This window comes from Arthrobacter glycogeni, from assembly GCF_054511155.1.
The window spans coordinates 59730-82134 of sequence record NZ_JBTNDE010000016.1 but is presented as its reverse complement, the minus strand read 5'-3'; the positions used below and the strand labels follow the sequence as shown (position 1 = coordinate 82134).

General features: G+C 64.1%; 20 protein-coding genes. 7 read left to right on the top strand and 13 right to left on the bottom strand.

The window, feature by feature from the left end:
• Positions 1-81: 81 nt before the first annotated feature.
• Together ACX80O_RS12155 and ACX80O_RS12150 are read left to right on the top strand one after the other, a co-directional pair.
• Positions 82-531, top strand: coding sequence for a Fur family transcriptional regulator (locus tag ACX80O_RS12155; RefSeq protein ID WP_459308124.1), 450 nt, complete (start codon positions 82-84; stop codon positions 529-531).
• Positions 532-587: 56 nt separating this feature from the next.
• Positions 588-2081, top strand: coding sequence for a catalase (locus ACX80O_RS12150; protein ID WP_459333605.1), 1494 nt, complete (start codon positions 588-590; stop codon positions 2079-2081).
• Positions 2082-2145: 64 nt separating this feature from the next.
• Here the strand turns inward: ACX80O_RS12150 and ACX80O_RS12145 are convergent, their stop codons facing one another.
• The 7 genes from ACX80O_RS12145 to ACX80O_RS12115 form a co-directional block, all read right to left on the bottom strand.
• Entirely contained in the window at positions 2146-2781 is a 636-nt protein-coding gene (locus ACX80O_RS12145; protein ID WP_459308122.1) for a TetR/AcrR family transcriptional regulator, read from the bottom strand.
• A gap of 60 nt (positions 2782-2841) precedes the next feature.
• Complete coding sequence (locus tag ACX80O_RS12140) at positions 2842-5409, bottom strand: MMPL family transporter (protein WP_459333604.1); 2568 nt, start codon at positions 5407-5409, stop codon at positions 2842-2844.
• 81 nt (positions 5410-5490) lie between these two features.
• Positions 5491-6156, bottom strand: coding sequence for a TetR/AcrR family transcriptional regulator (locus ACX80O_RS12135; RefSeq protein WP_459333603.1), 666 nt, complete (start codon positions 6154-6156; stop codon positions 5491-5493).
• 140 nt (positions 6157-6296) lie between these two features.
• Positions 6297-6692, bottom strand: a complete 396-nt coding sequence (locus tag ACX80O_RS12130) for a DUF779 domain-containing protein (RefSeq protein ID WP_459308119.1) — start codon at positions 6690-6692, stop codon at positions 6297-6299.
• Positions 6693-6701: 9 nt separating this feature from the next.
• Positions 6702-8225 (bottom strand): acetaldehyde dehydrogenase ExaC, encoded by a 1524-nt coding sequence (gene exaC / locus ACX80O_RS12125; RefSeq protein WP_459308118.1) that lies wholly within the window; start codon positions 8223-8225, stop codon positions 6702-6704.
• A gap of 111 nt (positions 8226-8336) precedes the next feature.
• On the bottom strand, positions 8337-9644 hold the full coding sequence (locus tag ACX80O_RS12120) for a GAF domain-containing protein (RefSeq protein ID WP_459308117.1): 1308 nt from the start codon (positions 9642-9644) through the stop codon (positions 8337-8339).
• 138 nt (positions 9645-9782) lie between these two features.
• A complete protein-coding gene (locus ACX80O_RS12115) occupies positions 9783-11222 on the bottom strand; it encodes an FAD-dependent oxidoreductase (RefSeq protein WP_459333602.1) in 1440 nt (479 codons plus the stop codon).
• A 193-nt stretch (positions 11223-11415) separates the two neighbouring features.
• Between ACX80O_RS12115 and rarD the strand changes: the two genes are divergently transcribed.
• The gene (rarD, locus tag ACX80O_RS12110; protein WP_459308190.1) at positions 11416-12390 is read left to right on the top strand and encodes an EamA family transporter RarD; all 975 of its coding nucleotides are present in this window, start codon (positions 11416-11418) and stop codon (positions 12388-12390) included.
• A 40-nt stretch (positions 12391-12430) separates the two neighbouring features.
• On the opposite strand, the gene ACX80O_RS12105 is transcribed toward rarD, so the two are convergent.
• The 4 genes from ACX80O_RS12105 to ACX80O_RS12090 form a co-directional block, all read right to left on the bottom strand.
• Positions 12431-13273: a universal stress protein gene (locus tag ACX80O_RS12105; protein ID WP_459333601.1), complete on the bottom strand. Its 843-nt coding sequence runs from the start codon at positions 13271-13273 to the stop codon at positions 12431-12433.
• A 124-nt stretch (positions 13274-13397) separates the two neighbouring features.
• Positions 13398-14915, bottom strand: coding sequence for an APC family permease (locus tag ACX80O_RS12100; protein WP_459333600.1), 1518 nt, complete (start codon positions 14913-14915; stop codon positions 13398-13400).
• 5 nt (positions 14916-14920) lie between these two features.
• Entirely contained in the window at positions 14921-15883 is a 963-nt protein-coding gene (locus ACX80O_RS12095) for a universal stress protein (protein WP_459333599.1), read from the bottom strand.
• Positions 15884-15888: 5 nt separating this feature from the next.
• Positions 15889-17256, bottom strand: coding sequence for a flavin monoamine oxidase family protein (locus ACX80O_RS12090; protein ID WP_459333598.1), 1368 nt, complete (start codon positions 17254-17256; stop codon positions 15889-15891).
• 174 nt (positions 17257-17430) lie between these two features.
• On the opposite strand from ACX80O_RS12090, the gene ACX80O_RS12085 reads away from it, so the two are divergent.
• From ACX80O_RS12085 to ACX80O_RS12070, 4 genes are all read left to right on the top strand, one after another.
• Complete coding sequence (locus ACX80O_RS12085; protein WP_459333597.1) at positions 17431-18093, top strand: TetR/AcrR family transcriptional regulator C-terminal domain-containing protein; 663 nt, start codon at positions 17431-17433, stop codon at positions 18091-18093.
• A gap of 299 nt (positions 18094-18392) precedes the next feature.
• Positions 18393-19034, top strand: coding sequence for a hypothetical protein (locus ACX80O_RS12080; RefSeq protein WP_459333596.1), 642 nt, complete (start codon positions 18393-18395; stop codon positions 19032-19034).
• Positions 19035-19205, top strand: coding sequence for a hypothetical protein (locus ACX80O_RS12075; protein WP_459308109.1), 171 nt, complete (start codon positions 19035-19037; stop codon positions 19203-19205).
• Entirely contained in the window at positions 19205-19447 is a 243-nt protein-coding gene (locus ACX80O_RS12070) for a helix-turn-helix domain-containing protein (protein ID WP_459308108.1), read from the top strand. The genes ACX80O_RS12075 and ACX80O_RS12070 overlap by 1 nt, the downstream gene beginning before the upstream one ends.
• Positions 19448-19548: 101 nt before the next feature.
• On the opposite strand, the gene gabT is transcribed toward ACX80O_RS12070, so the two are convergent.
• A complete protein-coding gene (gene gabT, locus ACX80O_RS12065; RefSeq protein ID WP_459308107.1) occupies positions 19549-20925 on the bottom strand; it encodes a 4-aminobutyrate--2-oxoglutarate transaminase in 1377 nt (458 codons plus the stop codon).
• 15 nt (positions 20926-20940) lie between these two features.
• The gene (locus ACX80O_RS12060; RefSeq protein WP_459333595.1) at positions 20941-22380 is read right to left on the bottom strand and encodes a gamma-aminobutyraldehyde dehydrogenase; all 1440 of its coding nucleotides are present in this window, start codon (positions 22378-22380) and stop codon (positions 20941-20943) included.
• Between the last annotated feature and the right edge of the window lie 25 nt (positions 22381-22405).

Genomic DNA, 22405 nt, shown 5'->3' with positions numbered 1-22405 from the left:
CAACGGTACCTAACGGTCGCCCCTTCACAGCCAACGGCACGCCTATTATGAGTTCCTCACAATAGATGGTTGACTGGGTCCATGACCAGGATGGCACCCTCGCCGAACGCCGCAGAGACACTGTGGGCCACCGCCCTGCGTGCCCACGGTCGTCGGGTGACCCGTCAGCGCCTGGCCGTGCTGGCCGCCGTCGAGCTGTCGCCCCATGCAACCACCGATGACATCGCCGCCAATGTGCGGACCAGGTTGCCGGACATCACCGTCCAGTCGGTCTACGTGGTGCTCGCTGACCTGACGGAGTTGGGTTTGCTGCGCCGGATCGAGACACCCCATTCCCCCGCCCGCTACGAGACCCGCGTCGACGACAACCACCACCACGCCGTCTGCACCGGCTGCGGACGCATTGAGGATGTCGACTGCGCCGTCGGGCATGCCCCCTGCCTCACCCCGCAGTGGCCTGCCGGCGCCACCCCCATGACCATCCAGATAGCCGACGTCGTCTATCAGGGCCTCTGCACGGACTGCCGCTAGTTTCCACCCACCCCACAAACCACCCCAATTCATAACCGAAGAAACAAAGGAGCCAGATGTCCACGAACTTCAGCACTACCCAATCCGGTGCACCAGTCGTCGATGACGCCAACTCATCCAGCCTCGGCCGCGACGGCGCGATTCCCCTGACTGACCACTACCTGATCGAGAAGCTGGCGCAGTTCAACCGCGAGCGCGTCCCCGAGCGTGTGGTCCATGCAAAGGGCGGCGGCGCCTTTGGCGTCTTCGAAACCACGTCAGACGTCAGCCAGTACACCAAGGCGTCGCTGTTCCAGCCGGGCGCGATCACCGAAACGCTGCTGCGCTTCTCCTCGGTCGCCGGCGAGCAGGGCTCCCCCGACACCTGGCGCGACCCCCGCGGGTTCGCCCTGAAGTTTTACACCGACGAAGGCAACTACGACCTGGTCGGCAACAACACCCCGGTCTTCTTCATCCGCGACGGGATCAAGTTCCCCGACTTCATTCACTCCCAGAAGCGCCTGCCAGGTACCAACCTGCGCGACGCCGACATGCAGTGGGACTTTTGGACCCTCAGCCCCGAATCAGCACACCAGGTGACCTGGCTGATGGGCGATCGCGGCCTACCCAACTCGTGGCGCACCATGAACGGCTACGGCTCGCACACCTACCTGTGGATCAACGAAGGCGGCGAGAAGTCCTGGGTGAAATACCACTTCAAATCCAACCAGGGCCACGAGGTGCTGACCGGAGACGAAGCGGGGGCGCTCGCTGGCTCAGACGCCGATCACCATCTCCGCGACCTCTCGGAAAACATCGCTGCGGGCAACTTCCCCAGCTGGGATCTCAAGGTGCAGGTGATGCCATACGACGACGCGAAGGGCTACCGTTTCAACCCGTTCGACCTGACCAAGGTCTGGCCACAGGGCGACTACCCGCTGATCCCGGTCGGTAAGCTCACCCTGAACCGCAACCCTGAGAACTACTTCGCGCAGATCGAGCAGGCCACGTTCGCGCCGTCGAACTTCGTTCCAGGCATCGCTGCCAGCCCCGACAAGATGCTGCAGGCCCGCATCTTCTCCTACGCGGATGCCCACCGCTACCGCGTAGGGACCAACCACGCGCAACTGCCAGTGAACGCGCCGAAGAACGAGGTCCGCAACTACTCGAAGGACGGAGCAGCACGGTATTCATTCAACTCGCCGTCCACCCCGGTCTACGCCCCGAACTCTGTCGGCGGCCCCGCTGCGGATCCGGCACAGTACGGCCCACATGGTGGCTGGGAGAACGACGGCGATCTGGTGCGCGCCGCTCACACCCTTCACGCCGAGGACGACGACTTCGGTCAAGCCGGAACCCTGTACCGCGAGGTGTTCGACGACGGCGAGAAGGCCCGCTTCCTCGACACCATCACCGGTGCCGTGGGCGGCGTGACCGTTGACGCCATCAGGGAACGTGCCATCCAGTACTGGACCAACGTCGACGCCGAACTTGGCGCCAAGCTCCGCGCGTCCCTGGGCAGCGATGCCACCGGTGGCAACACCGAGGCCGAAGCAGCTAACAAGCTCTAACCGAAGCATCACCTACCGGTGGGTACAGGAAGGGCGGGCCCGTGGAGGACCCGCCCTTCCTGCCTTAACCTGTTGGCTGAGGCCCCTGGGCGCTGTCGCCCGACCGCCGCTGCAACTCGAGGGCCCGGTCCAGGCCATCGAAGAAGTAGTCCATCATCAGGAGCAGCGCAGCCTCAACTGACTTGCGGTCCTGGTTGACGACGAAGTCATACTGCAGACCATAAACTCCTGACAGGTGGAGCCGGGCGGCAGTATCCGCCCGGGCAGCCGACATGCCCTGGGACAGTAGCCAGCCTCGAATGAAGCCATGCCAGTAGTCGAACTTCGCCGCAGCGCTCAGCCGCGGAGTGGCGCTGACAGCGTCGTGGAGGGATGCCTCAAACTCCAGCCGCTGCAACTGGCGGTTACGTTCAATCTGCGTCCAGCGCCACGACGCCAGAGACCAGACGCGGAACTCTTCCCGGCTGAGGTCCTCCGGGTGAGGCAGCTTGACGGACTCGTCACGACACTCAATGTGATTCACGATCTGGTTGACGAGTTCCTCGCGATTTCCGAAGTGGTACACCAGCACATAGCTGCTGATGCCAAGACCGTCGGCAAGCGTGCGGAAGCTGAGTCCGGCGAAGGTCTTGTCCAGCAAGTAGTCGAGGATCTGATCGAGCAGTTCCTTCTTGCGTTCCGGGTTGGGAGGTCGGGCCATATCTCGAATGGTACGTCGGCCCGGCACCTATCCACGCCCACAACGTAGGACGCTCCCCTCTCAGCCCTTGATCGTGACCTTATCGACACTGTCCGACGCGTTCTGGTGGGCTTCCGGCTCGGTCCGGGACAGCCGGGCGCCCTCCACATCAACGTCGGGAAGCATACGGTCCAACCACTTCGGCAGCCACCAGGCGTGCCTGCCCAGCAGGTACATGGCCGCTGGCACCAGGGTCATCCTGACAACAAACGCGTCGACCAGCACGCCGAAAGCCAGGCCAAAGCCGATGGGCCGCACCATGGTCAGGTGCGAGAACACGAACCCTGCGAACACTGCCACCATGATGATAGCGGCGGCTGTCACCACCCGTGAACCGTGGCTGAAGCCCACCCGCACCGCGCTCTTCGCACTGCTGCCATGTACCCAGGCTTCGCGCATGCCCGACACCAGGAACATCTGATAGTCCATTGCCAGCCCAAACAGGACACCGATCAGGATGATCGGGAGGAAGCTCAGGATAGGTCCCGGGTTGGTCACCCCGAAGATGTCACCGAACCAGCCCCACTGGTAGATGGCCACCGTCGCCCCAAAGCTTGCCAGCAGTGACAGGAGGAAGCCCGCCGTCGCAATCAGAGGGACCAGGATTGACCTGAACACGAGCAGCAGCAAGACCAGTGACAGGCCCACAACAATCCCGAGGTAGAGGGGCATTGCCTCCATCAGCTGCGCTGACACGTCAATGTTCGCGGCGGTCTGACCGGTCACCGAGATCAACACACCGGTGTCCGATTCAATGGCGGGAGCTGAATCGCGCAGTTCGCGGACCAGTTCCTCGGTGCTCTCGCTGGCCGGTCCCTCGGTGGGGATGACCTGGAAGATGCCGGTGCGCCCGTCGTCGCTCACCCCTGCCGGTACCGCAGCGGCAGTGTTGTCCACTGTCGCAAGTCGGTCGGCTACCTCCAGTTGCAGTTCACTCAATTCAGTATCTGACTCGGTCGCGGGGAGGTTTGCCACGACCAGCAGCGGACCGTTGGTCCCTTCACCGAAGTACTCCCCGGCCAGCTGATACGCCCGAAAAGCAGTGGAATCGACCGGCTCGGATCCGCCGTCGGGCAGACCCACCCTCAGCTCGAGTGCCGGCAGCGCGACGACCGCCAGCGCTGCCACTCCCGCGATCAGCGTGAGGATCGGCTTGCGGGTAGCGAACCCACCCCAGCCGCGACCGCTGGCGGCCTTGTGATCGGCCTTGCGCTGAAACTGCTCCTGCGACGCCTGGAAACCGGACTCGGCCTCAGCTTTGGCCCACCGGCGACGGGAGATGACTTTGCGGCCCATGAACCCGAGCAGGGCCGGGGTCAGGGTGAGCGCCACGAGTACCGCGACGGCGACTGTGCCGGCGGCCGAGAGCCCAAGGAGGGTCAGGAACGGCAGACCAGGTACGGCGAGCGCGGCGAGCGCAATAATCACCGTGATGCCAGCAAACAGGACAGCGTTGCCTGCGGTTCCGGTGGCACGGCCAATCGATTCCTGCAGGACCATGCCGCGGAGCAGCTGGGTCCGGTGCCGGTTCACAATGAACAGTGAATAGTCGATCCCCACGGCGAGCCCGAGCATCAGCGCCAGTACGGGAGTGATGGAGCTCATCGAGATGACCCCGGTCAGAGCGAACGTCACCCCCACACCTATCCCCACGCCGACGATGGCCATCAGCAGCGGCAACCCGGCGGCCACCAGAGTGCCGAGCATGACGATCAGGACGATGACCGCCACCAGCAGGCCGATGATCTCGGCAAACCCGAAGATTTCGGAGATGTCCTGGACGATTTCCTTGCTGTAAAACACGGTGACGCCGGTGTCTGTCGCCGCATCGGTGGCCACCTGCACCGCTTCGCGGGTCTCCAGCGTTACGGCGTCCACTGGTGAGTCGAACTGGACGCTGGCTACCGCTGCGGCGCCATCGTCGGAGACGAACTGGATTCCCGACGACGCATCGAGGGTGCGCTCCGCGAGGTCAAGCTCGGTGCGACCGGCTTCGAGCGAGGTCCGCCCGTCCTCAATCTCGGCGAGCGAGGCGTCCAGCTGAGCTTGACCGTCATCGAACTGACCCTCGATGGCCAGGGCCTGCTCCGGCGGGAGCAGGTCGCGGCCCTGTTCGAACGCCGTACGGTCGGCGTCGAGCTGTGTCTGCCCAGCCGCGGCCTGCTGCGCACCGGCGTCCAGATCGGTGGTGCTTTGCTCAAGCTCCGCCCGGCCCTCCTCGATGCCGGTCCGACCCTCCTCAAGCTGACGGGACACGTCGAAGGGATTGATGACCGCTTCGACCCCCTCAACCTGTTCCAGGTCGGCGAGGGCGTCCTCGACGGCGGTCTGTTGCTCGGCGGTCATGGCTCCGTCCGGGTTTTCGAAGACAATTGTCCCCATTCCTCCGATGGCGTCGGGCATGGTTTCGCGCAGCTGGTCAAGGACCCGCTGGGATTCGGTGCCCGGGATGGAGAAGTTGTTGCTGAGCGTTCCCGAGAACGCTGCAGCAGACCCTCCGACCGCCACCAGGATGGCGAGCCAGGCGGAGACAACCCACCAGCGCCGTCGTGCTGCAAACTTGCCTAGGCGGTACAGCAGGTGTGCCATGAAGTGTTCCTCGGTTCGTTCAGTTAATGGGAGCGGTACTGGCGGAAAAGCAATGGGAGGCGGTCGGCGGTGACCGCCGGGCTAGCTGGGGTCGCTGAATCCGTCGCGCAGCATCGACAGCGCGCCGACAATCTGGTCTTCGAGCTCGGCTGCCGAGCCGCCCTGTCGGTCTTCGGCGGCTGCAGCCCACACCTGCATCGCTGCCTTGACACAGGAGAGCACAGCTCCCACGAGGGCCAGCAGGTAGAGGGGGTCGAGGTTGCCGCCCATGCGTTCGCTCACGGCCTGGCCAATCCGGGCTTCAGCCCGTTCCCACGCGTGCAGCTGACTGCGCATCAGTTCCGGGCTTCCCTCGGCCATCCGGAAGAGCTCGCCGCAGACGCTGAGGTTGTCCGTCTTGGCTATGGCGGCCAGCGCGGCAATCATCGCATCCAGCAGCGGCTCATCGGCGGGCCTGGCCATGAATTCTGCAGCGGCCAACTCGAGCAAAGCATCGGTGGAGGTGGCGAGCGCTTCCTCGGCACTGTGGAAATAGTTGAAGAAGGTCCGGCGTGAAACTCCTGCCTCCGCAGCCACCTGATCCACGATAAAATTCCCGAGCCCATGGGCGCGCGCCAGGTCCAGGGCCGATGCCGCGATGGCCCGTCGGGTGTCGAGCTTGTTCTGTTCACGGCGGCCGGGCGCTACGACGACGTCGGCGGTTTCCGGCAGCGGTGCGGCACCAGTCGGCGCGATCGATTTGCCCATACAGTTACACTAAGTGCATTTTTGCATTCTGTGCAAGTATCACCGGCATCATACCTACCACCCAGCACGGCAGAAACCGGCGAACGCACCGGATATATCTGGTGCGTTCGCCGGTTTCTGCAACCTATAGAGGAAACGTGCTAGAACATCAGCCGGGATCGGATCAGGAACCGCACTCCTTCGGGGGCCTCGACCGAGAAGCCGCTCCCCCGGCCGGGCACCACATCGACGGTCAGATGAGTGTGCTTCCAGTACTCGAACTGTTCACGGGACATCCAGAACTCGATCAGTTGAGTCGACTCGCCCGTTCCAGCACCAACATCCAGCACGCCGAGCAACACGTCGGCCTCAGCGGTGATGAAGTCACCCGCCGGGTAGCACATTGGCGAAGACCCGTCGCAGCAGCCACCCGACTGGTGAAACATCAGCGGACCGTGGAGGTCCCACAATTTCCTCAACAGTTGCACCGACGGTTCAGTCAGCGCCACCCTGGAAAAATCCTCCCCGGGGAGCACAATGGTGGCCTCGACTGTCATCACCCCTCCCTAGAAAAAGCCCAGCTTGTTTTCGCTGTAGCTCACCAACAGGTTCTTGGTCTGCTGGTAATGATCCAACATCATCGTGTGGTTCTCACGGCCGATGCCGGAAGACTTGTACCCGCCAAATGCTGCACCGGCAGGGTAGGCATGGAAGTTGTTCACCCACACCCGGCCAGCCTGGATTTCACGTCCCGCGCGGTAAGCGACGTTGCCGTTCCGCGACCAGACGCCAGCGCCCAACCCGTACAGGGTGTCGTTGGCAATCTGCATGGCTTCGGCGTAGTCGCTGAACCGGGTTACCGACACGACCGGACCGAAAATCTCCTCCTGGAAGACCCGCATGGCATTGGTGCCCTCGAAGATGGTCGGCTTCACGTAGAACCCCTCGGACAGGTCACCATCCAGGGTGATCCGTTCACCACCGGTGAGGACCTTCGCGCCCTCCTGCCGCCCAATGTCGAAGTACGAGAGGATCTTCTCCAACTGGTCGTTGGAAGCCTGCGCACCTACCTGGGTGTCGGTGTCCAGCGGGTTGCCCTGGATCATCTTTTCGGTGCGGGCGACGGCGTCGGCCATGAACGAGTCGTACATCGACTCCTGCACCAATGCCCGCGAGGGGCAGGTGCAGACCTCGCCCTGGTTGAATGCAAACAGAGCGAATCCTTCAAGCGCCTTGTCATAGAACGCGTCATTCTTGTCGGCAACATCGCCGAAGAAGATGTTCGGGCTCTTTCCACCGAGTTCGAGGGTGACCGGAATGAGGTTCTGGCTGGCGTACTGGCTGATCAACCGGCCCGTGGTGGTTTCGCCGGTGAAGGCGATCTTGCGGATCCGTTTCGATGACGCCAGCGGCTTGCCGGCCTCCACACCGAAACCGTTGACCACGTTCAGCACGCCGGGCGGCAGGATGTCGCTGAGGAGTTCCATCAGTACCAGGATCGATGTCGGCGTCTGCTCAGCGGGTTTGAGTACGACGGCGTTGCCCGCGGCCAGCGCCGGGGCAAGCTTCCACGTGGCCATCAGGATGGGGAAGTTCCAAGGGATGATCTGGCCCACGACGCCCAGTGGCTCGTGGTAGTGGTACGCCGTGGTGTCATCATCCAGCTGGGACAGGCGGCCCTCCTGCGCCCGAACGGCACTGGCAAAGTAGCGGAAGTGGTCTGCGGCGAGCGGCAGGTCTGCGGCCAACGCCTCGCGGATGGGTTTGCCGTTGTCCCAGGTTTCTGCCACCGCCAGCATCTCCAGGTTTTCCTCGATCCGGTCGGCGACCCGGTTGAGGATTGCTGCGCGTTCGGCAACGGAGGTCTTTCCCCAGGACGGGGCGGCCTTATGGGCGGCGTCGAGGGCCAGTTCGATGTCCTCGGCAGTGCCGCGCGCCACCTCGCAGAAGACCTTGCCGGTCACAGGGGAGATGTTTTCGAAGTACTGGCCCTTCACCGGGGCAGCCCATTCGCCGCCGATCCAGTTCTCGTAGCGTGGCTTGAACGTAATCTTGGATCCATCCTGGCCAGGCTGGGCGTAAACAGTCATGTGTTTAACTCCTTGGGTTCCGATAAGGACGTCTTCGTCCTTATTCCGAAGTGTAGGCAGGCGTCAGTTGCACGGGGGTTGCACCCGGAGCCCGCCCAGTATGCCGTACGGTCAGGGTAGGTTCAGCTCGGCTTCCAGCCGCTCCACATGGGCGACGACGGCAGCACGCCGCGGCGACCGTGGCGGGAGTACTTTCAGCGCTGCAGTCCAGGCCTCGGCGTCGTCGTTGGCTTCGGGCAATTGCAGGTACTGGAGCACGGCGTCCGCAGCGCCGTCGTTGAGGACTGCTTCGCGGAGCAGCGAACTGACCTCCGCGCGGAGCCGAACAACGGCCGGCGCCTCGGACCGGGGCAGCACCGGTCCCCGGTAGAGATTCAATGCCATCCGGTGCGCACCACGCTGCAGGTAGTCCAGAACCTGAGACGCGTCGACCGGCACCTCGCGGGGCATGCGGTAGGGCCGGGAGCGCGGTACCAGCGACGGCAGATGCTGTGCGAGGATGCGCCGCAGCCGCAGCATCTCGGCGCGCACCGTGGTGACCGAAACGTGTTCAGGGTAGGCCATGGCGGCGAGTTGTTCGGCGCTGAGACCGGCCGGATGCAGGGCGAGCAGGGTCACGAGCTCGGCATGCCTGGCGCTGAGCTCAACCGATCGGCGCCCCAACTGGAGGACACCATGGTCCAATCCCAGGATTCGCAGGCCATCCCGGTAGACGGAATTCGCCTTGGTAGGGGCCAGCTTCCGGGCGGGCTGCCGGGCCAGCAGGCGGTGCAGACTGAGGTGGGCCTCCGCTGCCGCAACCGTGGCCTCCACCAGCGACAAGGTATGGACCGCCACGGCGTCGTCGGCACCAGTAATATCGACGACCCCCAGCACCACTCCCGAATCCGGGTCGTGCACGGGCACGGCAGTGCAACTCCACGGATGGACCCGACGGCTGAAATGTTCGGCTCCGGCGATCTGCACGCTTTGCCCGAGGGCCAGTGCGGTACCGGGCGCGCTGGTGCCGACGGCGCGCTCCGACCAGTCGGATCCGGCCACGAACATCATGCCCTCGGCCCTGCGGCGCAACTTCCGATCACCATCGACCCACAGCAGCCGTCCGTTCTCATCGCCAACAGCGACCAGCAGGCCGCTGTCGATGCTGGGCTGGACCAGGAGCTTCTGAATAATGGGCAGGACCGCGGCAAGGGGGTGGCCGAGCCGGTACGCCTCAAGCTCGTCATCGGTGTAAAACAAGGGGGCCTGGACGGCGTCGGGGTCGGGAAGATGTTTAAGGGAACGGAGCCAGGACTCGCCGACGAGCGTGCGCACGCCGTACGGCGCGCCGCTGCCGAGCTGTTCGTGCGCACGGTTGGCGTACTGCTGCAGGGTTCTCGACGTGAGTCCCCCCGGAATCGGCAGTTGCTGCTGCGTCATCGACACTCCGCTTCATGGTCTCCCCGCCGGTGCGGTGGAACCAGTCTAGTGCCGGTGACGGCGGTCTGTCGCGGGGTGTCCGAAGGTTTTTCCTGAGCGGGACGTCGGGTAAACCACTTTCCGGCCGGCGGGTCCTCCCTACTGGCTGACCGACGAGGTGTCGCAGGAGATCGCGATCATCTCGTCCCGGGGCACAACCTTCACACGTTCCCTGACCAGTTCGGCGTTCGTACCGCCGTCGTGCACAAAGTTGGCGCCGAGTTTCAGCTCGTGGGCGTCCAGCTTCAGCCAGCCTTCCCAGGTGGTGTATCGGATGCCCCGGTCAGTGAGCAGATCGATGATGGCGTTCTCGGACGGGTCCTGAGCCGGTGGCAGGTTCAGGCGGTCTTCCAGAAGGAACCCGATGGTCTCCAGGGCGTCGCCCTTGGTATGGCCGATGAGGCCCACCGGGCCGCGTTTGATCCAGCCCGTGGCGTAAATCCCAGGAACGGGGGCACCCTGCTGGTCGATGACCCGCCCGCCCTCGTTGGGGATGACACCGCGCTGACCGTCAAATCCCACCTCGGGTAGCTCGGAGCCGAAGTACCCGATGGCCCGGTAGACGGCCTGCACCGGGTAATCGATGAACTCTCCGGTCCCCCGGACACTACCCTCGCCGGTGAGCTCGGTGCGCTCGAACCTCATGGTCGCTACCTTGCCGGGGGTCTCGGGCGTATCGGTGATTTCGACTGGAGAGTGCAGGAAGTGCAGGTGCAGTCTGCGGGAGGCGCCGGTCGGTTCGTCGTCGACCAGCCAGTTGGTGAGGGTCTTTACCATGGTTTTGGTCTGGTTGTTGGTGGCGATCAGCTGCTCGGAGGCTTCATCGAAGTCGAAGTCCTCCGGGTACAACACAATGTCCACGTCCCGGGAGTGGGACAGTTCCCGCAGCTCCAGCGGGGTGAACTTCACCTGTGCCGGGCCGCGGCGGCCAAACACGTGAACGTCAGTGACGGGTGATGCCTTCAGGCTCGCGTAGACGTTGTCAGGGATCTCGGTGGCGAGCAGGTCATCGGCGTGTTTGGAGAGCATGCGGGCGACGTCGAGCGCGACGTTGCCGTTGCCGATCACGGCGATCTCGGTGGCGTTCAGCGCCCAGTCGCGCGGCACATCGGGGTGTCCGTCGTACCAGGAGACGAACTCGGCGCCGCCGAACGATCCTTCGAGATCCACGCCGGGGATGTCCAGCTCGGCGTCCTTGATGGCACCGGTGGAGAAGATCACCGCGTCGTAAAACTTGCGGAAGTCCGATAGCGTGAGGTCCCGCCCGTAATTGATGTTCCCAAGGAAGCGGATATCGCCGCGGTCCAGTACCTTGTGCAGGGCGTTGACGATGCCCTTGATACGGGGGTGGTCAGGCGCCACACCGTAGCGGATGAGGCCATAGGGCGCCGGGTGTTGGTCGAAGAGGTCGATGCTGACGGCGAAGTCGCCGCCCTGGACTTCCTGGGATTTCGTCAGAATGTCGGCGGCGTACACGCCTGCCGGACCGGCACCGATGATCGCTACCCGCAGCGGACGTCCCGCAGCTGAGGTGGACACTGATTGGCCTTCTTCCCTAGTCGACTAACAGAGACGCACGTTTAGCGCACAGTTTCCTATTCTAAATGCCCTACGGGGTGCAGTCTAAACCTGTGATGGCCGTCTCCCCGCGCCGCCCTCACCGAAACTGGTTGTCGGCTGGAATAAATTTCACCAAGCCGGTGTTTGAGCGGACGTGACTCCTACCGAAACCATGAGCAAGCGCGAGCCCCGGAGCGAAAATTCGACGGGCATCCTGTACGGAGTTGGCGCGTATGGCCTCTGGGGTCTGCTGCCCTTGTACTTCCTGATCCTGCTACCTGCTAGCGCGATTGAGATTGTCGCTAACCGCGTCCTCTGGTCGCTGGTGTTCTGTGCGCTGCTGCTGACAGTCATGAAGTCCTGGCGGGCAGTCCGCTCCGCCGCGGCAAATCCACGGATCCTCGGCACGCTGGCCCTGGCGGCCCTGCTGATCGCGGTGAATTGGTTCGTGTACACGTATGGCGTGACAACCGGCCACGCGATCGAAGCGGCGCTGGGCTACTTCATCAACCCGATCGTGTCGGTGCTGCTCGGCGTCGTGGTGTTGCGTGAGAAGCTGCGCAGGCTGCAGTGGGCAGCGGTCGGCGTCGGCATCATCGCAGTGGTGGTGCTGGCCATTGGTTACGGCAACGTGCCCTGGATTGCGTTAACCCTGGCCTTCTCGTTTGGCTTCTACGGTTTCGTCAAGAAGCGGGTCGGGTCAAAGGTTGATGCGGTGTCGAGTCTGAGCATTGAGACGGCCGTGCTCACCCCGATCGCCGCGGGCATCATGATCTGGCTGAGCGCCACCGGCGCGGCGACCGTGCTGACCGAGGGTCCGGGACATTTCTGGATCATGGCTGCGTCAGGAGTCATTACGGCCGTCCCGCTGATCTTCTTCGGCGCTGCGGCGCGGCGCCTCCCACTGACCACCATCGGGCTCCTGCAGTACCTCGCTCCTGTACTGCAGTTCCTGCTGGCACTCTTCGTGATCAAGGAAGAGATGCCACTGGAACGCTGGGTCGGGTTCGGGCTGGTCTGGGTTGCCCTCGCCATGCTCACCATCGACATGCTGCACACGGTCCGCAAGAATTCCAGGCCGCGCCTGCCCCGCGCTCCCCGCCGGCCCGGCACTTCAGCACCGGCCCAAGAGACCGCCGCCGTCTAGCAGCGCCCTAAAGCCTCTAGCTGGGTGGTGACGGTGAGTCCTACGCTGCTGGGAGATTCCAGTCCCGGGGGACCACGATCATTGGGACGGGCAGCGCGCGAAGCATCTTGTTGGCAGTTGATCCGAGGAACAGCTGGCTGCGCTTCGCAAGGCGGCTTGACCCAACGAAGACAATCTCTCCCGGATCCCATTCGATGTCATCGATCGCTTGCTCGATGGTTCGTCCGTGGGCGACGGTGATTGTTGTTTCATGTCCCTCGGGAAGCTGTGCCCCCGCGCGGGCCAGCACCGAGTTGGCGTGCTGATGTGCCAGGTTGATGGCCTCACCGGAGTCCGACTGCTCATTGACGTCGAGTGCCACCAGGGAAATCAGCCGCAATGGCATGCCGCGGCGTGCTGCCGAGTCGACTGCCACATCCAGGACCGCCTCGGCGCCGGCGCGGGTGCCGACCGCGCAGGAGAGCCTGGTCATCCGGTCGCGGTGGCGGTAGCCGCGTGGGGCTAGGCCCACCGGCACGGGGGACGAGTGGAGCACCGCGTTCGCCACACTGCCCACAGTGAACCGCCGCAGCAGCCCGTTGCTGGCGGCCCCAATGACGATCAGTCCAGCGTCAAGATCCGCTGCCACCTCAAGCAGGCCCTCAGCGAAGGAGTCGGCCAGTTTGATGTGGGGCACCACCTCGAGGCCGCCGGGGATTCCTGCGATGGCTTCCTCCAACGCGGCAAGAGCCCGGTTGGTGCCGGCGCCCACGCTGCCGTCCTGGGGACGGTCGAGGACCGTCACCAGGTCGATGCTCGCACCCTGGGTCCGGGCCAGCGACGTCGCCAGTGCCAACGCGTCGCGGCCGCGATCGTTGTTAGTGAAGCCGACTACATAACGCATACGGGCGTGCCTTCCGGTTCGGATTCTGACCGGCGCCTCGGGATTACCGCCGCAGATCTGCTCCCGCAACCCTATCGCGGACGACGGCCAGCGCACTCCTCGCACTGGCCACCGGGATGCGCAGCTACCGGACCCCGGCCGGCGCGCTCCCCTTGACGAGGGTCTCACCGCGGAAGAAGCCGGGATTGACCCGGTACATCACCAGCATGAGCACTGCGCCGAGGAGGATCACGCCGGTGCCGAGAATAAACACCAGCCCCACTCCCCCGATCGCCGATCCTGAACCATACTCGGGATCCATCGAGTCGGTTGCCGTCTTCACAAACATCACCAGCAGGATCACGCCGCCCAGCAGTGGTGCGAGGAACTTCAAGGCGAAGTTACGGGCGCTGCTGAACGCTACCGCCCTGAAATACCAGACGCAGGCCATGGCGGTGATCCCGTAGTAGAAGCAGATCATCATGCCGAGGGCGGTGATGGTGTCATACAGGGCGTTTTCGGACACCAGTCGGGTGATCACATAGAACGCCGACGCTGCGACGGCAGCGGCTATGGTGGCGTAGCTCGGAGACTTGTAGGTGGGGCTGATCTTCCCGTAGTTCGCGGGCAACGCCCGGTAGTGACCCATGGCGAGCAGGGTGCGGGCGGGCGAGACGAAAGTCGACTGCAGGGAGGCAGCGGAACTGCTCAACACCGTCAGGGACATCAGAATGGCGAATGGCCCCATCACGGGCCCGGCGAGGACAGCAAAGATACTTCCCTGGTTGTCTTCGTTTCCGACACCGAACTCGCCATCGCCCACACCAGCGAAGGATAGCGTCGCCAACGCGACGGTCAGGTAGATCACCACGATGACGACGACGGTGAGCGTGGCCGCCCGGCCCGGGGTCCGCTCTGGATCCTTGGTCTCCTCGTTCATGGTCAGGGTGACGTCCCAGCCCCAGTAGACGAAGATCGACAGGGAGACACCGGCGGCGAAGGCTGAGAACGATTCGACAGCAAACGGGTTGAACCAGTCGGGGCTGATGGCTGTGGCGTCGAAGGCCGTGCCGTTGGCCACGTGGACAAATGCGGCGATGGCGAACCAGCCCAGGACCAGCAATTGGAAGCCCACCAGCACGTACTGGACCGCCTTGGTCGTCTCCATCCCGCGGTAAGAGACCCAGCAGGCCAGGGCAACAAAGACCAGGGTGGTCGCGATGTTCAACGGCAGGTTGAGTGTCAGGTCGGCCAGCGACTCGTTGCCCGTCAGCTGCGCGAGCATGAGATAGAAGAAATCGACGGCGACAGCTGCAAGATTAGACAGCACAATGACCGTCGCCGCGATCAGCCCCCAGCCGCCCATCCAGCCGATCCAGGGACCGAACGCCCGGGTGGCCCAGGTGAAGGAGGTGCCGGCGTCGGGCATCGCATTGTTCAGTTCGCGGTAGCCGAGGGCGACCAGCAGCATCGGGATGAACCCGACCAGGAAGATGGCCGGCAGTTGCACTCCCACCTCAGCGACTGTGGGGCCCAGCGCGGCGGTCAGCGTGTAGGCGGGTGCAATGCAGGACACACCGATGACCACGGCCCCGAGCAGGCCAACCGACCCGGAGTTCAGGCCTTTCTGGCTCAGTCCGGTGGGGGAATCCTTTGTAGGCATGATGCTCACTGCTTCACCTCGGTAGGTTGGACGTCCTTGCCCTCACCGGCATCGGAGCGTTTGGTAGCGAACCGCTCCGGCTGGCGCGGCGGGTCCTCGGTTAGTACGTAGCTGCGCGGTACAACGACCATGGGTACGGTCAGCGCGCGCAGGATTTTGTTGGCAGTGACCCCGAGGAAGAGGCGGCTGTGCTGGGCGAGCCGGCTGGATCCGACCAGGAGGATTTCGCCTTCGTCCCAGGCCAGAGCCCCGATTGCTGCCTCGACGGTGGCGCCCTGCACCACTTCGACGCTGACCTGACCGCCGGCGGCGAGCGACGCCGCCGCCTCAGCCAACCGCGTGTTCGCGTGCTCATGCGCCGCCTCCACCGCAGCGGCGTCAGCGCCTCCGTCGGTGCCCGTGGCCGGGTCAAGCGCCACCAGCGAAACCAATCGTAACGGCAGGCCGCGCCGGCCAGCGGAATCGACGGCGACGGCGATGACCTCGTTGGCGCCTTCCCTGGTACCCACGGCGCAGGTGAGCCGGGTGATCGGATCGAAGCGTCGATAGCCCTGGGGTGCCAGTGCAACCGGCACCGGCGAGGCGTGGAGGAGAGCTCCCGCGACGCTGCCGACGTTGAACCGTTTACGCAGCCCCCGGGAGCTCGCTCCGATAATGATCAGGGAAGCGCCGGAATCGACTGCGGCATCGATGAGGCCACCCGCCTGCGAATCGGCGCTGATGACGTGCGCCCGGGCGGTGACGTCGTCGGGAACCAAAGCGAGCCCCTCGGCCAGCCATTCCTGCAGTTGCGCCGAGAGGATGCTTTCGAATCCCCGCACGGGAGGGTAGACGGCGTTGTAGGGTGACTGCTCCGGCATCACCATCACCAACTGCAGGTTTGCGTCCTGGCGGCGAGCGAGCGCGACGGCGAGGCTGACGGCATCTCGGCCGCGTTCGTCAGCTGTGTACCCGACGATGTAGTCCATGCGGGTCATGCTCCTTCGGCTGCAATACTCAGGATGTTACGGGCAGTTTGTTGACCCATGCGGACGGCTCCCTCGACGTGCTGGTAGCCCTCCGCCGCGAGGTCGGAACAGGACCAGTGAATCGGGCCGACGGGGGTCAGCTGGTCCGGGCCATAGCGGTGGAGGCCGCCGAGGTCGTAACTGGTGGCGTAGGCGCCCCTGGTCCATTCCTCGGAGCCCCAATCGGACTCATAGTAGACCTCGGGGGTGAGTCCCTGGGTGCCGAGGAAGCCGGCGATGGATTCGAGGATTGCCTGCTTGCGGGCCACGGGGTCCAGCGCGAACATGGCGTCGGCCTTCTCGTCGGACACGAATCCGACCAGCGTTCCGCGGGAATCCTCGTGATTGGTGTTGTCGTAGACCTCCTGCACGATCGACGACGCGCTGAATCCGGTGCCGGACAGGCCGTCGGCCCGCCAGAACGGCGTCGCATACACGGCGTGGACCTTGATGACCAGGCCCAGCGACTGGTGCTGGTGCATCTGATGCTGGCGGCGGGGAAGCGGCGGTTCGTAGGACACCCGCGAGTACAGGTTCGGCGGAACAGCCATCACGGCGTACCGTGCCCGAACGGTCGCGGCGTCGGAGACCGCGGTGACGCCGTCGTCGTCGGACCACCGCAAGGTGCGGACCGGACTGCCCAGGACGACGTCGTCGCCCAGACGCTCCGCGAGGCGTTCCGACACTTGTTGCATGCCGCCGATGACCCGTTTGTCGAGGATGAAGTTCTCGTCGACGAGGTTGGAGAAGGAACCGGCCGAAGCGGCCATCAGCACCGCCTGCAAAGCGGAGAAGGCGTGCGCCGGTTTGGTGAGCATCCCGCCGGCGATGAAGAGTCCGATGTTGTTGCAGGCTTCTTCATCGGATGACTGTTCGCGGAGCCAGTGGTGGAAGGAAACGGTGTCCAGGGCTCTCGCCTCGGGGTGGGTCCACGGGGTTTCAGGGCCGGCTTCAGCTGCCAGCCGATCAAGCAGGTCGATCAACCGGTTCATTTCCGCTTCGGTGGTGGCCGACACGGGGAACATGTCGCCCGTGTAGCGGGTGCGGGTACCGTCAGCGCCGATATAGACGGAATCGCCGCTGCGATACCGGTCATAGGTATCCAGGCCCAACTCGTCGAGCATCCCCTTCAGCGCTGTCTGGTCCGGTGACACCCATTGGCCGCCGATCTCCAGCATGGCGCCGTCAATGGTGTCCGTCCAGGTGCGTCCACCGACGCGGTCCCGCGCTTCCAGGACGGCGACGCTCAGACCCGCTCTCCTCAACTCCCACGCCGCGGTGAGACCTGACGGCCCCGCTCCGACGATCACTACGTCACGTTCCAGATGCTCCACAGTTGCCTTTCACGATTGGGTATGGCGCAGGCCACAAAATGAACGTCATTCATTTATTAGGGATACTGTAGCGATACTCACCCGGGTTTGGAAAGGGCGGAGCCACCAAAGGGGATGACAGTGATGGGGCACCGTAGAATAAATCCCCAACAACGCGACGGCGAAGGGGCGGTCATGGGAAGTGCGGGAGCGTCGGACACTCGTCGTCGGGCGGGCCGACCGCCGCGTGGCCTGCTGTCGCGGGACCTGATCACCGATGCGGCGCTGGGTCTGATCGCCAGCCAGGGATACGAGGGGCTCACCATGTCGGCCCTCGCGCAGCGGCTGCGAGTGGCGCCGTCGGCCCTCTATAACCATGCGGAATCCAAGCAGGAGGTGCTGCGGTGGGTCGAGGACCGTGTGATGGCCCAGGTAGATTTCAGCTCGTTCGCCTCGGCCCCGTGGGACGAAGCGGTCCGCGCCTGGGCGTGGTCCTACCGGAACGTGTTCGCCGCCCACGCGCCACTGATTTCAGTGATCGCGGTACTGCCCGTCACCGGCGCCCCCGAAACGTTGGCCATGTACGAGGCAGTGACCACTGGTTTCCTCGACGCCGGCTGGCCCGAGGATCGCATCATCCCGGCCATCGTGGCGCTCGAATCGTTCATCTTCGGGTCAGCGTTCGACGTCGCCGCCCCTGAGGACATTTTCGAGTCGGGCAGTCTGGGCCCTGACTACCCGAGGTTCACTGCAGCAGTCCGCCGCCGCGACACATCGCAGGCGGATTCCGCCGATGCCGCCTTCACCATCGGCCTTGAAGCGCTCATCGCGGGCCTCCGGGCACAGTTGGCCGACTGACCGAGCGTTCAACAAACCCTCCGCGGATACCTCAGCCTCGGGGAGGCAATAATCTGCCGTCCAGCCGAACCTCTCGGAAATGCGCAGTTGTGGGGGGTCGTTGCAAACAACTGTTCAGTCGTGGTGGGTTGAGGCGCGTTCAACCCACCACAAGTGCGCAAGATTTCCCGACGGCGGCGCTCCCGGACACGGCAACCCACCGCCCACCCGCTATCCCCTCGGCGACAGGAAGGTTATCGACAATCGTAAAGTTAACGTTTATCGTTAGTAGCGATAAACGTTAACCATTGGAGGACGCCATGACTGCAGCACCACCTACATCCCGCCGAGGAACGTCGCTCCGTACTGCCGAACGACTCGGACTGGTTACCGTCCAGGTGATCACTGGCCTTCTCACCGTGATCGTTCTCACCGTGCTCACTGTTTTCCTGGTGCTGGCCTCGCAGGGAAAAACCGAGCTGTATCTGCCAGCGGTCACCCCTGAGGGATCTTTGGCTGGGCTGGGTCCACAAGTATCCGAGGCCTACTTCGACACTGTGACTCTCAGCGTTGAAGGCGTCAGTGGTGCAGCAATAGCGCCCTATGCGGCCACCATGACGGTCGGATTCCTTTTCGTCGCAGCGTCGTTGCTCTTCTTCCTCCACCTCACCCGGCGGGTGCAGCGTGGGCGGCCTTTTGGGCGGTTGATGACGGCAGGTCTAGGCATCCTCGCACTGTTTTTCACTGTCGGATCGCTCATCCTGCCAGCGATTCTCTCCTCTGCGCACACAGAGATCATGGCCGACCTTGCTATCGATCTGGCTGCCGCACCCTTCAGTACCGGCTATTACTTCGGGGCAACTGACTTGCTGTCCCTGATCACCGGAATCTTCTGCGCGCTGTTTGCCGGAGCGTTCAGCATCGGCTCCCGGCTGCAACGCGAAACCGAAGGACTGATCTAGGTGGCAGCTCACACGACTAACCGCCTGGACCGTGGTGCGGCAATCGCCGTCACAGCCGCCTTCATGCTGGCTGCGGCAGGGATTCTCGCTACGGCCATTGGTTCCTTCGCTGTTCCGAGCGCGTTTGAAGCCGCGCATCGGCTCGATCGCGACACCGAGGGCCTGATCTAGTGGCCCCTACTGAATCGGAAACCACCGGCATCCACTGCCGATTGGATGAACTCCTGGCGGACAGGAACATGACCCTCACTGAACTCGGACGACGAGTCGAGATGAGCATCGTGAACCTGTCCATCCTCAAAAACGACAGGGCTCGGGCCATCCGGTTCTCGACCCTACAAGCCATCTGCGAGGTGCTTGAGTGCCAGGTGGGTGACCTCCTGGAAATCCGCCCCGCGTCGCCGGAAGCCTGACCCCCGTTGGAGGCGAAACCCCCTTTCGCCGAAGCGCTACGTCTGATGGGATCGGCGGTCGCCAACCCACCAAAGCTGGCGCTTCGGCGACGGGGAAGTTGCTACCTCGCGGCGCGGATGGCCGCTTCCAAGACGTCCAGCCCGTCGTTCAACAGCTCATCACCGATCACAAGCGGCGGCAGCAGCCGGACCACATTGCCGTAGGTGCCACAGGTCAGGATGATGACGCCCTCCTGCAGGCACGCAGCTGCGATGGCCTTGGTGGCGTCCGGGTTCGGCGTCTTCGTCCCGGGAAGCACGAACTCAAGCGCAAGCATTGCGCCACGGCCGCGGATTTCCCCGATGATCGACTCGGATCCCAGGTCTTCCTGCAGCGCACGCAGCCGGGACGTTGCCAGTTCCTCGATCGCCAGGGCACGGACAACGAGATCCTGCTCCTGCATCGTGTCGATTGCAGCAAGCGCGGCGGCGCACGCCACCGGGTTGCCACCGAAGGTGCCACCGAGGCCGCCGGGGTGGACGGCGTCGAGCAGATCCGCCCGGCCGGTGATGGCCGACAACGGCATGCCGCCAGCGATCCCCTTGGCCATGGTGATGATGTCAGGCACTACTCCCTCATGGTCGACGGCGAACCAGGCGCCGGTGCGGCAGAAGCCTGACTGCACCTCGTCGGCGATGAACACCACCCCATTGGCTTTGGCCCAGGCGGCCAAGGCCGGCAGGAAGCCTTCGGCGGGAACGATGAAGCCGCCCTCGCCCTGAATGGGCTCGATGATGATCGCGGCCAGTGAACTGGCCCCAATCTGCTTCTCCATCATGGTGATGGCGCGCTGCGCTGCTTCGGCCCCGGTAATCGAGGGGTTCTCCTCACGGAACGGGTAGCTCATCGGCAACCGGTAAACCTCGGAGGCGAACGGGCCGAAGTCCCCGGAGGGGCCACCCTTGTACGGGAGGGACTTGGCGGTCAACGCCATCGTGAGATTGGTCCGCCCGTGATAGGCGTGATCGAACGCGGCGACGGCGGTGCGACCGGTGGCCAGACGAGCCACTTTCACAGCGTTCTCGACAGCCTCGGCACCCGAGTTAAACAGCACCGTGCGCTTCTCGAAGTCGCCGGGAGTCAGCTCGGCCAGCTTCTCGGCGACGGCAATATAACCCTCATACGGGGTGACCATGAAGCAGGTGTGGGTGAAATGCTCCACCTGCTCCTTGACGGCACCGACGACGGCGGGATCCGACGCCCCGACGCTCGTCACTGCAATGCCTGAGCCGAGGTCGATGAACGAATTGCCGTCGACGTCGTGAATGATGCCGCCGTCGGCGTCGGCCACATACACCGGCACGCCGGAGGCGACCCCCTTCGCCACCACTGCTGCACGACGCGCGGCCAGCTCGGTGGATTTCGGGCCCGGGAAGTCGGCGATGATCTTGCGCTTCTGCTCAAGCCGGAACTGCGGCTGGATTGCCTGGGTGGTCATAGTGAAACTGCCTTTCTAAACATCCAGCGCGCTCATGACGTGCTTGATCCGGGTGTAGTCCTCAACGCCATACATCGAAAGATCCTTGCCGTAGCCGGAGCTCTTGAAGCCTCCATGCGGCATCTCGGCGGTGAGGAGAATGTGGGTATTGATCCAGACGGCGCCAAAGTCGAGGTCACGGGAGACCCGCATCGCGGTGCCGTGATCGGTGGTCCAGATGCTCGACGCGAGTGCGTATTCGACGTCGTTGGCCAGTTCAATTGCCTCGCCCTCGGTGGTGAACTTCTGCACCGTGATGACGGGGCCGAAGGTTTCCTGCTGCACAATATCGTCATTTTGGCGTGCTCCGGTGATGACCGTCGCTTCGTAGAAGTACCCTTTGTCGCCGGAACGCTTGCCGCCGATCTCCACCTTGCAATGCTCCGGCAGGGCGTCCATCACCGCGTTGACCGCGTTGAAGTGGTTGATGTTGTTCAGCGGCCCGAAGTAGTTCTGCGAGTCGTCAGCGTTACCGGTCTTCAGCGTTTCGGTGTGCGCCACCAGGGCCGCCACCAGTTCGTCGTGCGCCGAATCCTGTACCAACACCCGAGTGATCGCCGTGCAATCCTGACCAGCATTGAAGAAGGAGAACTCGGCGATCGCCGCGGCGGTCTTTTTGATCTCCGCGTCAGCGAAGACGACGGCGGGAGCCTTGCCACCGAGCTCCAGATGGGCCCGCTTGAGGCGCTTGGCAGCTCCGGTGGCGACGGCGATTCCCGCGCGAACCGACCCGGTGATCGACACCAGTCCGGGCACCGGATGGTCGACCATGGCCGCGCCGGTGGTGCCGGTCCCGAGCACCACGTTCAGCACCCCGGGAGGCAGGATCCCCTGGGTCAGCTTCGCCAGCACCAGGGTGGACTCGGGGGTGGTGTCACTGGGCTTGAGGACCACGGTGTTCCCGGCGGCGAGCGCCGGGCCGATCTTCCAGATGGCCATCAGCAGCGGGTAATTCCACGGCGCCACCTGGGCCACTACGCCGATCGGTTCGCGGCGGACATAGGAGGTGTGCCCCTCCACGTACTCGCCGGCCGACTTTCCTTCCATCAGGCGGGCAGCGCCAGCGAAGAACCGGAGCTGGTCCGCGCCCACTGCCACTTCCTCGGCGGCGATCAGGTCGCGCACCTGACCGGTATTGCGATGCTGGGCTTCGACCAGTTCATCGCTCGCCCCTTCCAGCGCGTCCGCCAGTTTCAGCAGCATCAGCTGACGCTGGCCGGGGGTGACGTGTTTGAAGGTGTTGAAGGCAGCCGACGCCGCGGTCATGGCCGCGTCGACGTCCGATGCCAGCGAAACGGGTGCCTTCGCCACGACTTCGCCGTTAGTCGGATTGACGACATCCAGCAACTCTGTGCCGGTCGGCGTCACGAACTCGCCGTTGATGAAGTTCTGGAGGGTGGTTACCACGGTATTCATCCCTTGTCTGGTGATGGGCTGACGG